Genomic DNA, 12,695 nt, shown 5'->3' on the forward strand with positions numbered 1-12,695 from the left:
GCATAACAAAAACAACACGGCGGAGGCGCAGCTAACTGATTCTTTTGGAGAGGCGTTGTATTTGGGGCTTGCCCCACGACCAGGCCGAGAACAACAAAAACTGCACTTGACGCAGAGCCTGAACTGGTTGGATCCACGGATCACCACAACACAGCGACCAAAACAATCCGTTTGCTCTTATCTCCCGATTGGGAGATGTCACAGGCAAGAAGACCTGCGACACAGGGCAATCACAAAAACAAGAAGCCCGCGACCATAATAAAAAGAGCACACAACTACTTCTGGGGAGCCTCGAGCTCCCCTTGTAGTTTCCGCAACATCCTTCCCGCCCCTGTTTCAGCCCCGCGCCACAAGGCCTCAAGCCACCTTGGGCTCTCGTCCCGCAGCGTCCTACACCATCCCTCGACTAAATGCTAGAATCCCCGCCCATCATGCGGCCATTATCCGTGCTCGCCGAATATTCCTTCAAACAGTGCATCCCATGCTGAAGAAGCTGTTCCAGTCATTCCGTTCTCCCTTGCGTCGAACGCAACACAAGCGCAGTACCCCTGAAGTGCTCAACAGCAGCCAGCATTCGCTGCAAAAGGCCCAATTCAGCCGGTATGCGGTGAATATCGTCGAACGCCTGCAGAACGCCGGCTACCAGGCCTACCTGGTCGGCGGATGCGTGCGCGACATGCTGCTGGGTATCACGCCCAAGGACTTCGACGTCGCCACCAGCGCCACGCCGGAACAGATCCGTGCCGAGTTTCGCAACGCCCGTATCATCGGACGCCGGTTCAAGCTGGTGCACATTCATTTCGGCCGGGAAATCATCGAGGTCGCGACCTTCCGCGCCAACCATCCGCAGGATGAAGACGAGGAAGACAGCAACCAGTCCTCCCGCAACGAAAGCGGGCGCATCCTGCGCGACAACGTCTACGGCACCCTCGAAGACGACGCCCAGCGCCGTGACTTCACGATCAATGCCCTGTACTACGACCCGGTCAGCGAGCGCATCCTCGACTACGCCAATGGCGTGCACGATATCCGCAACCGACTGATCCGCCTGATCGGCGACCCGATCCGCCGCTACCAGGAAGACCCGGTACGGATGCTGCGGGCCGTACGTTTCGCCGCCAAGCTCGACTTCGGCATCGAACGCCATACCGTCACCCCGATCCGCGACCTGGCGCCGCTGCTGCGCGAGATCCCGTCGGCGCGGCTGTTCGAGGAGGTACTCAAGCTGTTCCTCTCCGGCCATGCCGCCGACACCTTCGAGATGCTGGTCGACCTGAACCTGTTCGAGCCCCTGTTCCCGGCCAGTTTCGAGGCGCTGGAAAACAATCCGACCTACACCCACACACTGATCAGCCAGGCGCTGATCAACACCGACCTGCGCATCAAGCAGAACAAGCCGGTGACCCCGGCGTTCCTGTTCGCCGCGCTGCTGTGGCCGGCCCTGCCGGCGCGGGTGCTGCGCCTGCAATCACGCGGCATGCCGCCGATTCCGGCGATGCAGGAAGCCGCCCACGAACTGATCAGCGAACAGTGCCAGCGCATTGCGATCCCCAAGCGGTTCACCCTGCCGATCCGCGAGATCTGGGACATGCAGGAACGCCTGCCACGTCGCAGCGGCAAGCGCGCCGACCAGTTGCTGGACAACCCGCGCTTCCGCGCCGGCTACGACTTCCTGCTCCTGCGCGAAACCGCCGGCGAGCAGACCGATGGCCTGGGCGACTGGTGGACCGACTATCAGGACGCCACCGATGCCGGCCGCCGCGACATGATCCGCGACCTCAGCGGCAAGGAAGAGAGCAGCGGTGCGCCCCGCAAGCGGCGGCGCAGCAGCGCCGGCAAACGCAAGCGCACCGCCGGTTCGGAAGAGTGACGTGATGGAACGCATCTACATCGGCCTGGGCAGCAACCTGGCGGACCCGGCGGAGCAATTGCGCAACGCGGTACAGGCCCTGGCCCAACTGCCGGACAGCGAACTGGCCGGCGTTTCCGCGTTCTACCAGAGCGACTCGCTGCTTCCCGGCCAACCGCGCTACACCAACGCGGTCGCGGCCCTCGACAGCCGCCTGGCGCCCCTGGACCTGCTCGACGCCCTGCAGCGCATCGAACTCGACCAGGGCCGCGAGCGCCACGAGCGCTGGGGCCCGCGCACGCTGGACCTGGACATCCTGCTGTTCGGTGACCGCCTGATCGACGAACCGCGGCTGAAAGTCCCGCACTACCACATGCAGGCGCGCCCGTTCGTGCTGTATCCGTTGGCGGAACTGGCTCCGGCCGACCTGCAACTGGCCGATGGCCGCAGCCTGCAGAACCTGCTCGCCGAATGCCCGTTCGTCGGCCTGGAGCGCCTGGCCCAGTAATCCCCCTCCCTGTAGTAGCCGGGCTTGCCCGCGAACCGCCAAGGGCGGCCATCCGCCGAGATGTTCGCAGCCTGCCCAGGCATGGGCGGCGCCAGCGAGGGGCCTTCGCGGGCAAGCCCGGCTCCTACAGGCCGCGTTTCAACCAGCACCACGAATTTCATCAACACAGGGTTGCGTTTTTTTTTCGGCAACACTGCTGAATCGCATCAGTCAGAGCGGTAACACTTGTGCCGTAACATCGCGGTAACACACACGATTGACTTCCCCAGTCCTCCTCACGACTATAGGCGTCCCATTGCCGCCCCTGCGGCGTTAAAGGGCGCAATCCAGGCTTTATAAGCACGACAGAAGAACGTGCGCCTGTATAAATGACGAATCACGCGCGTTACTCGCAGTAATTTGCACGGCGCCTGAAGAGGACTTTTTCATGCCAGACATTACCCTGACCACCTTGCAAGGCCTCAAGCAGAAAGGTGAGAAAATCACCATGCTGACCTGCTATGACGCCACCTTCGCCCATGCCAGCTGTGAAGCCGGTGTCGAGGTGCTGCTGATTGGCGATTCGCTGGGCATGGTTTCCCAAGGGCATGACAGCACACTGCCAGTGACGGTGGCCGAAGTCGCCTACCACACCGCCAGCGTCAAGCGCGGCAACCAGGGCGCCTTCATCGTCGCCGACCTGCCGTTCATGGCCTACGCCACCGTCGAACAGACCCTGCACAACAGTGCCCAACTGATGCAGGCCGGCGCCAACATGGTCAAGGTCGAGGGCGCCGCCTGGCTGGCCGAGTCCATTCGCCTGCTGGCCGAGCGCGGAGTGCCGGTGTGTGCGCACATGGGGCTGACCCCGCAGTCGGTGAACATCTTCGGCGGCTACAAGGTCCAGGGCCGCGGCGAAGCCCAGGCGCGACAGATGCGCGCCGACGCCATTGCCCTGGAACAGGCCGGCGCCGCGATGATCCTGCTCGAATGCGTACCGAGCGACCTCGCCGCGGAAATCACCCAGGCGGTCAAGGTACCGGTCATCGGCATCGGTGCCGGCAGTGCGACCGACGGCCAGGTGCTGGTGCTGCACGATATGCTCGGCCTTTCCATCAGCGGCCGCGTGCCCAAGTTCGTCAAGAACTTCATGGCCGGCCAGACCAGCATCCAGGCCGCCATCGGCGCCTACGTGAGCGAAGTCAAGGCAGTCACCTTCCCTGGAACCGAACACGGGTTTTCGGCATGAACACAGTAAAGACCGTCCGTGAACTGCGGGCCGCCGTCGCGCGCGCCCGCAGCGAAGGCAAACGCATCGGCTTCGTGCCGACCATGGGCAACCTGCACGCCGGCCACGCCGCGCTGGTGACCAAGGCCGCACAACGGGTGGACTTCGTGGTGGCGAGCATCTTCGTCAACCCGCTGCAGTTCGGCGCCAACGAAGACCTCGACAAGTACCCGCGCACCCTCGCCGCCGACCAGGAAAAACTGCTGGAAGCCGGCTGCCACCTGCTGTTCGCGCCAACGGTGGAAGAGATGTACCCCGACGGCATGGCCGGCCAGACCCGGGTCAGCGTCCCGCAATTGTCCCAAGGCCTGTGCGGCGCCAGCCGCCCCGGGCACTTCGAAGGCGTGGCGACCGTGGTCAGCAAGCTGTTCAACATGGTCCAGCCGGACCTGGCCGTGTTCGGCCAGAAGGACTTCCAGCAACTGGCGGTGATTCGCGCGCTGGTCCACGACCTGAACATGCCGATCCAGATCATCGGCGAGCCGACGGTGCGTGCCGCCGATGGCCTGGCGCTGTCCTCGCGCAACGGTTTCCTCAGTGAAACGGAGCGTGCCACCGCCCCGGCCCTGTATCGCAGCCTGAGCCAGATCGCCACGGCCATCGAGCAGGGCGAGCGCGATTATCCGAAGCTGCTCGCCGAGCAGACCCGGCTGATCGAGGCCGCCGGTTTTCGGGTGGACTACCTGGAAATCCGCCACGCCCTGAACCTGCGCACCGCCACCGCACAGGATCGCGACCTGGTGATTCTGGTTGCGGCGTTCCTCGGTACAACCCGCCTGATCGACAACCTGCACCTGAACCTCGACACCCCGGCCTGAGCAGCGATTGCCCGAGCCCCAGGCTTCGGGCAAACTGCCGCCGCACCTGGACTTCCATACGACCTCGGAACTGTTCGCCCACCCACCGGAAAACCCGGGGAGTGCGAAAAAGTACCGGGAAAAGGTCAGACAAAGCCAAGACAGACGCCAGCGCGAGGTTTACTGTAATCGCGCTGCGTCTCCCCAACCGTGCCGACGCAGGTTGCCGGACACTGCCACCGATAAAAGCAGGACGTTCCGGCGTTTCTGGTGTCCAAAAAAGCCACATGTCCAAAAGGCAGTTCTCGTAAAAGGAAATCCGCAGCGATGGCGTACTACCGCACTCCTCACGACGTGACCGCTCTGCCCGCCTGGCAGGCGCTGAATCAACACCGCGAAAACATGCACAACTTCAGCATGCGCGAAGCCTTTAATGCCGATCCGCAGCGCTTCAACCAATTCACGCTCAGCAGCTGCGGGTTGTTTCTCGACTACTCCAAGAACCTGATCACCAGCGAGACCCGCAACCTGCTGGTCGGCCTGGCCAACGAAGTCGACCTGCAAGGCGCGATCAAGGCACTGTTCGCCGGCGAGCCGGTCAACTCCTCCGAGGCCCGCCCGGCACTGCACACCGCCCTGCGCCGGCCGGTCGGCGACAAGCTGCTGGTCAACGGCGTCAACGTGATGCCCGACGTGCACAAGGTGCTGAACCAGATCACCGAACTGGTCGGGCGCATTCACGACGGCCTGTGGCGCGGCTACAGCGAGAAGCCGATCACCGACGTGGTGAACATCGGTATCGGTGGCTCGTTCCTCGGCCCGGAGCTGGTTTCCGAAGCCCTGCTGTCCTACACCCACAAGGGCGTGCGCTGCCACTACCTGGCGAACATCGACGGCAGCGAGTTCCACGAACTGTCGGCGAAGATTCGCGCCGAGACCACCCTGTTCATCGTCTCGTCGAAATCCTTCAACACCCTCGAAACCCTGAAGAACGCCCAGGCCGCCCGTTCCTGGTACCTGGCCCAGGGCGGTTCCGAGGCCGAGCTGTACAAGCACTTCATCGCGGTGTCGAGCAACAATGCCGCCGCCGTGGCCTTCGGTATCCGCGAAGAGAACATCTTCCCGATGTGGGACTGGGTCGGCGGCCGCTACTCGCTGTGGTCGGCCATCGGTCTGCCGATCGCCCTGGCCATCGGCATGTCGAACTTCAAGGAACTGCTGTCCGGTGCCTACACCATGGACCAGCACTTCCAGAACGCGCCGTTCGAACAGAACATGCCGGTGCTGCTGGCCCTGCTGGGCGTCTGGTACGGCAACTTCTGGGGTGCGCAGAGCCATGCGATCCTGCCGTACGACCACTACCTGCGAAACATCACCAAGCACCTGCAGCAGTTGGACATGGAATCCAACGGCAAGAGCGTACGCCAGGACGGTACGCCGGTTTCGACCGACACCGGCCCGGTGATCTGGGGCGGCGTCGGCTGCAACGGCCAGCACGCCTACCACCAGTTGCTGCACCAGGGCACCCAACTGATCCCGGCCGACTTCATCGTGCCGATCGTCAGCTTCAACCCGGTCGCCGACCACCACCAGTGGCTGTACGCCAACTGCCTGTCGCAGAGCCAGGCGCTGATGCTCGGCAAGACCCGCGCCGAGGCCGAAGCCGAGCTGCGTGAGAAAGGCCTGAGCGAGGCCGACGTGCAGAAACTGGCGCCGCACAAGGTGATTCCGGGCAACCGTCCGAGCAACACCCTGGTGGTCGAACGCATCAGCCCGCGCCGCCTGGGCGCCCTGGTCGCAATGTACGAGCACAAGGTTTTCGTGCAGAGCGTGATCTGGGGTATCAACGCCTTCGACCAGTGGGGCGTGGAGCTGGGCAAGGAGCTGGGCAAGGGCGTCTACAACCGCCTGACCGGCACCGAAGAGTCCGCTGCCGAAGACGCCTCGACCCAGGGGTTGATCAACTACTTCCGCGGTCGTCATCGCGGTTGATTCCGGGCGCTCTCTCCCGGCGGGAAAGGTCCCGGGGTCTGGGGTAGGGTTTGCCGGCCCATTCGCGGGCAAGCCCGGCTCCTAAAGGGGGCCGAGAGAGGCCCCTACAGAAGACAGGCCCACCACGGGCCTGTCTTTTTTCGCCAACTGGGCGCACCCTTAGGCTTGTCGCAGACAAGAACAAGGAATCGCCATGTTCGATATCAGCACATACCCCCAGGCCGAAGCCACCCGCCAGGCCGCACAACTGAGCCAGGACGACTACCAGCGGCTCTACCGGCAATCCATCGACCACCCCGACACCTTCTGGGCCGAGCAGGCCAGGCGCTTTCTCGACTGGTCCAGGCCCTGGGACACGGTCCGCCAATACGACCTGCGCACCGGCCAGGCGCAATGGTTCGGTGGCGCCCAACTGAACGTCAGCTACAACTGCATCGATCGCCACCTCGCCGCGCACGGCGACAGCACCGCGCTGCTCGACAATCCGGCCGAGTCGGCACAGATCACCTATCGCAAGCTGCATCATCACGTCTGCCGGCTGGCCAACGTGCTGAAACAGCGCGGCGTGAAGAAAGGCGATCGGGTGTGCATCTACATGCCGATGATTCCCGAGGCGGTCTATGCGATGCTCGCCTGCACGCGGATCGGCGCAATCCATTCGGTGGTGTTCGGCGGCTTCTCGCCCGACGCCCTGCGTGACCGCATCCTCGATGCCGGCTGCCAGACCGTGATCACCGCCGACGAAGGCGTACGCGGCGGCAAGTACATCCCGCTCAAGGAGAACGTCGACAAGGCGTTGCGCAGTTGTCCCGAAGTCGGCAGCGTGCTGGTGGTGCAGCGCACCCAGAGCCCCGTGCCCTGGCTCGAAGGCCGCGACCTCTGGTACCACGAGGCCGTGCACGGGGCCAGCGACGACTGCCCGTCCGAGCCGATGGACGCCGAAGACCCGCTGTTCATCCTCTACACCTCCGGCAGCACCGGCAAACCCAAGGGCGTGCTGCACACCACCGGCGGCTACCTGCTGCAGGCGGCGATGACCTTCAAGCATGTCTTCGACTACCGCCAGGGCGAGGTTTTCTGGTGCACCGCCGATGTCGGCTGGGTCACCGGCCATAGCTACATCGTCTACGGCCCGCTGGCGAACGGCGCCACCAGCCTGATCTACGAAGGCGTGCCGAACTACCCCGACAGCTCACGCTTCTGGCAGGTGGTCGACAAGCACCAGGTGAACATCTTCTATACCGCCCCGACCGCCATCCGGGCGCTGATACGCGAGGGCGCCGAGCCGCTGAAACGGACCTCGCGGGCCAGCCTGCGGCTGCTCGGCAGCGTCGGCGAACCGATCAACCCCGAGGCCTGGGAGTGGTACTTCAATGTGGTGGGCGAGCAACGCTGCCCCATCGTCGATACCTGGTGGCAGACCGAGACCGGCGGCATCATGCTCACCCCGCTGATCGGCTCCCGGCAGCTCAAGCCCGGCTGCGCCACCCAGCCGATGTTCGGCGTGCAGCCGGTGCTGCTGGATGAACAGGGTCAGGAGATCTGCGGTGCCGGCAGCGGCGTGCTGGCCATCAAGTCCAGTTGGCCCGGGCAGATCCGCAGCGTCTACGGCGATCCGCAGCGCATGGTCGACACCTACTTCAAGCCCTACCCCGGCTACTACTTCACCGGCGACGGCGCGCGCCGCGACGAGGACGGTCATTACTGGATCACCGGGCGGATCGACGACGTGATCAACGTCTCCGGGCACCGCATCGGCACCGCCGAAGTGGAGAGCGCCCTGGTCCTGCATGAAAGCATCGCCGAGGCCGCCGTGGTCGGTTATCCCCATGACCTCAAGGGGCAGGGCATCTATGCCTTCGTCACGCCCATGAAGGGTGTCGAGGCGGACGACGCCCTGAAGAAGGCCCTGCTGGCCCATGTCAGCCAGGAAATCGGCAGCTTTGCCAAGCCGGACCTGATCCAGTGGGCGCCAGCGTTACCGAAGACCCGCTCGGGCAAGATCATGCGGCGCATTCTGCGCAAGATCGCCGGCAACGAACTGGACAGCCTGGGCGATACCTCGACCCTGGCCGATCCGAGTGTGGTCGAGAACCTGACCGCTCAACGCCTGAACCGCTGAGCCTCGTAACAAGAACCACTCCCAGCCCCCGTATGACGGGGGCGACGGGAAGGATCGCCCAGCAAAAGGCTGGTAGAATCGCCCGCCAATTCCGACCCAAGGCGCGCTCCATGTCTTCCTTGAACCAGGCGCTGCGCGCCGCCCTCGACCAACGCCAGGACCTGCTGGCCGAACTGCATGCCCAGGGCACCGACTGCTACCGGCTGTTCCATGGCAGCCAGGAAGGCGCCGGCGGCCTGACCATCGACCGTTACGGCCCGCAACTGATGGTGCAGAGTTTCCACCAGACGCTGGACCGCGAGTCGCTGCTGACCGCGCACGAGGCCGTCAACCGGGCCCTGGGACTGGAGACCCTGCTGGTCTACAACGACCGCTCCCGTGGCCATTCGCGGATCGACCGGGAAGACCCGGTCTACCGCGCCGAGGACAGTGCCCTGGCCGACCTGGTCGGCCACGAGTGGGGCCTCAACTACCGGGTCCGTGGCCGCCACGCCGGGCAAGACCCGCTGCTGTTCCTCGACCTGCGCAATGCCCGGGGCTGGGTCAAGCGGCACAGCCGCGGCAAAAGCGTGCTCAACCTGTTCGCCTACACCTGCGGCGTCGGCCTGAGTGCGGCGGCCGGTGGGGCGCGGGAAATCTGCAACCTCGATTTCGCCGAGGGCAACCTGGCGGTGGGCCGCGAGAACGGCCAGCTCAATCCCGAACTGCCGGCCATGCAGTTCGTGCAATCCGACTATTTCCCGGCCATCCGCCAACTGGCCGGGCTGCCGATTGCCCAGCGCCGGGGTCAGAAGTTGCCCAGCTATCCGCGTCTGGAACAACGCCAGTACGACCTGGTGCTGCTCGACCCACCCGCCTGGGCCAAGAGTGCCTTCGGCACCGTCGATCTGCTGCGCGACTACCAGAGCCTGCTCAAGCCCGCACTGCTGGCCACCGCCGACGATGGCGTGCTGATCTGCTGCAACAATCTGGCGAAGGTCGGCCTGGACGACTGGCGCGAACAGGTGCTGCGCTGTGCGCAAAAGGCCGGCCGCCCGGTCCGCGACTGGCAGGTGCTCAAGCCCGCCGAGGACTTTCCTTCCATGGACGGTCAGCCACCGCTGAAGACACTGGTCCTGCAGCTCTAGAAATGACGCCAGAAAACCGGGGGTTGCGAAGAAAAAAGGGGATTGCTTCGCAACCATAAACGCGTGCCATACTCCAAGGCACCTCCGACTGAGAAAGACGACGCATCACATGTCCAAAGGATTGAAACGCGCCCTGGGCGCCTTGCTGACCGTCCTCGCGCTGTACACCGTGCTGGGCTTTTTCATCCTGCCGGGCGTGGTGCTGCGCATCGCCAACCAGCAACTGGCAAACTACGCCACGGTGCCTGCCAAGCTCCAACGCCTGGAACTCAACCCGTTCAGCCTGGAAGTCACGCTGTGGGGGCTGAACATCGGTGAGCCGGGCAAGGAACAGGTGGCGTTCGAGCGCCTGTACGTCAACCTGCAGATCGACAGCCTCTGGACCCACGCCCTGCACCTGGCGGAGGTCCGGCTCGACAAGCCCCACACCGAAGTGGCCTTCAACAAGGACGGCACGCTGAACCTGGCCCAACTGTTCAAGTTGCCGGCCAGCGAACCGACGCCGGCCGACCCGAATGCCAAGCCGTTCCCGGTGCGCATCGACAAGATCGCTCTGGATGACGGTTACCTGCACTTCCAGGACCTGCGCCCCAGCGAGCCCATCGAGTTCGTCTACGACAAGCTCGACCTGCAACTGAAAAACCTCAGCACCCTGCCCGAAGACAGCGCCGACATGGTGCTGGTGGCCGCCGGCCCCGAGGGCGGGCGGATCGACTGGAAAGGCAACTTCAGCCTGACGCCGATCACCTCCGAAGGCTCGCTGAAAGTCACCGATGGCAAGATGAAACTCTGGTGGCCCTATGTTCGCGACGCCCTGCCGCTGGTGCTGGAAGATGGCCTGCTGAATCTCAGCACCGACTACAAGCTCAGCCTCGCCAAGGAAACCGAGATGCTGCTGAGCAACGCCTCGGTCAGCGTCGCCCCCTTCGCCATCAAGGCCCCGACGGCCGTCCGCTGGCACGCCTGGAACGCCTGGACGTGAGCGAAACCAGCGTCGACCTGGCCAAGCAGCAGGTGGTGGTCGGCAAGGTCCACAGCAACAAACTGGAAACCTGGGCCGCCCGCGAAGCCGATGGCCAGCTGGACTGGCAGAAACTGTTCGCCAGCCAGCCGGCCAAGCCCGAGGCGAAGAAACCGCCGCCGGCCACCGCCGATGCGCCACCGCCGGCGCCGGCCGCGCCGAGCAAGCCTTGGCAGGTGCTGCTCAAGGACGTGCAACTGCGCGACTACCGCGTGCACCTGGCCGACCGCGCGAACAAGACCCCGGTCGCGCTCGAGGTCGGCCCGCTGAACCTTGACCTGCAGAACTTCGACAGCCTCAACCAGTCGCCCTTCACCCTCAAGCTCGACAGCGGGCTGGGCAAGCAGGGCAAGGTCCTGGCCAGCGGCGAGGTCAACCTGAGCCCCATCAGGGCAAAATTGAAGGTCAACACCAAAGACATCGACCTGCGGGTGGCACAGGCCTACGTCGAGCCGTTCATCCGCCTGGAGGTGCGCAGCGGGATGCTCGGCAGCGACCTCGACGTCAACCTGAAAAGCGTCGAACCGCTGGCCTTCAGCGTCACCGGCCGGGCCCAGGTCGACCAGATGCATACGCTCGATACTCTCAAGAGCCGCGACTTCGTCAAATGGCAAAAACTGCAGGTCGATGGCCTGAACTACCAGCACGGTGACAGCCTGTCGATCGACAAGGTCAGCCTGTACCAGCCCTACGCACGCTTCATGATCAACGACGACCGCACCACCAACGTCGATGACCTGCTGATTCCTCAGCCCGCTGGCGGCGACAAGAAATCGGCGAGCAAAGCCGCCCCGTCGAACAGCAAGCCGCTGGGTATCCATATCGGCGGCATTACCATCAATGACGGCTCGGCCAACTTCGCCGACTTCAGCCTGACGCCGAACTTCGCCACCGCCATCCAGCAGCTCAACGGCCAGATCGGCACCATCGACAGCCGCCAGGCGAAACCGGCGGATGTCGACGTCAAGGGCAAGGTCGACCGTTACGCACCGGTGACCATCAAGGGCGCGCTGAACCCCTTCGACCCGATGGCCAGCCTGGATATCGCCACCAGCTTCAAGCGTGTCGAGCTGACCACGCTGACCCCCTACTCCGGCAAATTCGCCGGCTATCGCATCCGCAAGGGGCGGCTCAACCTCGACCTGCACTACCTGATCACCAAGGGTCAGCTCAAGGCCGAGAACAAGCTGGTGGTCGAACAGTTGCAATTGGGTGAGAAAGTCGACAGCCCGGATGCCGTCGACCTGCCGATCAAGCTGGCCATCGCCCTGCTCAAGGACACCGACGGCAAGATCTCCATCGAGCTGCCGGTTTCCGGCGACTTGAACAACCCGCAGTTCAGCGTGATGCCGATCGTCTGGCAGACCCTGCGCAACCTGATCCTGCGCGCGGCGACAGCGCCCTTCAAATTCATCGGTGGGCTGATTGCCGGTGGCGATGCCCAGGACCTGAGCAACGTATCGTTCGAACCGGGCTCCAGCGACCTGAGCAAGGACGCCGAGTCGTCGCTGACCAAACTGGCCGAGGCACTGAAAGAACGCCCCAACCTGCGCCTGGAAATCGAAGGCACCAGCGCCCAGAGCAGCGACGGCATGCTGATCGCCCAACAGCGCCTGGAGCGCGAATACCAGGCGACCTACTACAAGATGCTCCAGCGCCGCGGTGACAAGGTGCCGGCCCAGGCGGCGCAACTGCAGGTGCCCGAAGACGAGAAGGCACCGATGCTGGAGGGCATCTACCGCAACCTGATCAAGCAGCAGCCACCGGCCGAATGGGCGCAACTGAGCCGCGACGAGCGTACCGCCAAGCTGCGCGACGGCGTGCTCAAGAACTGGAGCGGCAACACCGTGCTGTTGCGCAAGCTCGGCCAGGATCGTGCCAGCAGCATCAAGGACTTCCTAGTGGACAAGGGGCAGCTGGCAGACGATCGTGTGTACTTCATCGACGCCGCCATCGGCCAGGCCGAGAGCGATGGGCGCGTCGTCACCCCCATGCACCTGGATAGCGAATGA

General features: G+C 64.2%; 7 protein-coding genes and 1 pseudogene. All 8 read left to right on the forward strand.

Annotated elements, in window-relative coordinates:
- Positions 1-481 precede the first annotated feature (481 nt).
- The 8 genes and pseudogenes from ACZ5KU_RS27345 (at position 482) to ACZ5KU_RS27380 (ending at position 12,695) form a co-directional block, all read left to right on the forward strand.
- A complete protein-coding gene (locus ACZ5KU_RS27345; RefSeq protein ID WP_054062485.1) occupies positions 482-1,870 on the forward strand; it encodes a polynucleotide adenylyltransferase PcnB in 1,389 nt (462 codons plus the stop codon).
- Between the two features lie 4 nt (positions 1,871-1,874).
- A complete protein-coding gene (gene folK / locus ACZ5KU_RS27350; RefSeq protein ID WP_054062486.1) occupies positions 1,875-2,357 on the forward strand; it encodes a 2-amino-4-hydroxy-6-hydroxymethyldihydropteridine diphosphokinase in 483 nt (160 codons plus the stop codon).
- A gap of 427 nt (positions 2,358-2,784) precedes the next feature.
- The gene (panB, locus tag ACZ5KU_RS27355; RefSeq protein WP_054058241.1) at positions 2,785-3,585 is read left to right on the forward strand and encodes a 3-methyl-2-oxobutanoate hydroxymethyltransferase; all 801 of its coding nucleotides are present in this window, start codon (positions 2,785-2,787) and stop codon (positions 3,583-3,585) included.
- The gene (panC, locus tag ACZ5KU_RS27360) at positions 3,582-4,442 is read left to right on the forward strand and encodes a pantoate--beta-alanine ligase (RefSeq protein ID WP_054058242.1); all 861 of its coding nucleotides are present in this window, start codon (positions 3,582-3,584) and stop codon (positions 4,440-4,442) included. The genes panB and panC overlap by 4 nt, the downstream gene beginning before the upstream one ends.
- 306 nt (positions 4,443-4,748) lie before the next feature.
- Positions 4,749-6,413, forward strand: coding sequence for a glucose-6-phosphate isomerase (gene pgi, locus ACZ5KU_RS27365; protein WP_054058243.1), 1,665 nt, complete (start codon positions 4,749-4,751; stop codon positions 6,411-6,413).
- A 193-nt stretch (positions 6,414-6,606) separates the two neighbouring features.
- On the forward strand, positions 6,607-8,535 hold the full coding sequence (acs, locus tag ACZ5KU_RS27370) for an acetate--CoA ligase (protein WP_464736509.1): 1,929 nt from the start codon (positions 6,607-6,609) through the stop codon (positions 8,533-8,535).
- A 110-nt stretch (positions 8,536-8,645) separates the two neighbouring features.
- The gene (locus tag ACZ5KU_RS27375; RefSeq protein WP_054058245.1) at positions 8,646-9,662 is read left to right on the forward strand and encodes a class I SAM-dependent rRNA methyltransferase; all 1,017 of its coding nucleotides are present in this window, start codon (positions 8,646-8,648) and stop codon (positions 9,660-9,662) included.
- A gap of 109 nt (positions 9,663-9,771) precedes the next feature.
- Positions 9,772-12,695, forward strand: a pseudogene (locus ACZ5KU_RS27380) (DUF748 domain-containing protein).

Source organism: Pseudomonas sp. Tof1, assembly GCF_055390395.1.

Coding starts and splice junctions, on each gene's coding strand:
- ACZ5KU_RS27345 (WP_054062485.1), top strand. CDS start 482: ATGCTGAAGAAGCTGTTCCAGTCATTCCGTTCTCCCTTGCGTCGAACG.
- folK (WP_054062486.1), top strand. CDS start 1,875: ATGGAACGCATCTACATCGGCCTGGGCAGCAACCTGGCGGACCCGGCG.
- panB (WP_054058241.1), top strand. CDS start 2,785: ATGCCAGACATTACCCTGACCACCTTGCAAGGCCTCAAGCAGAAAGGT.
- panC (WP_054058242.1), top strand. CDS start 3,582: ATGAACACAGTAAAGACCGTCCGTGAACTGCGGGCCGCCGTCGCGCGC.
- pgi (WP_054058243.1), top strand. CDS start 4,749: ATGGCGTACTACCGCACTCCTCACGACGTGACCGCTCTGCCCGCCTGG.
- acs (WP_464736509.1), top strand. CDS start 6,607: ATGTTCGATATCAGCACATACCCCCAGGCCGAAGCCACCCGCCAGGCC.
- ACZ5KU_RS27375 (WP_054058245.1), top strand. CDS start 8,646: ATGTCTTCCTTGAACCAGGCGCTGCGCGCCGCCCTCGACCAACGCCAG.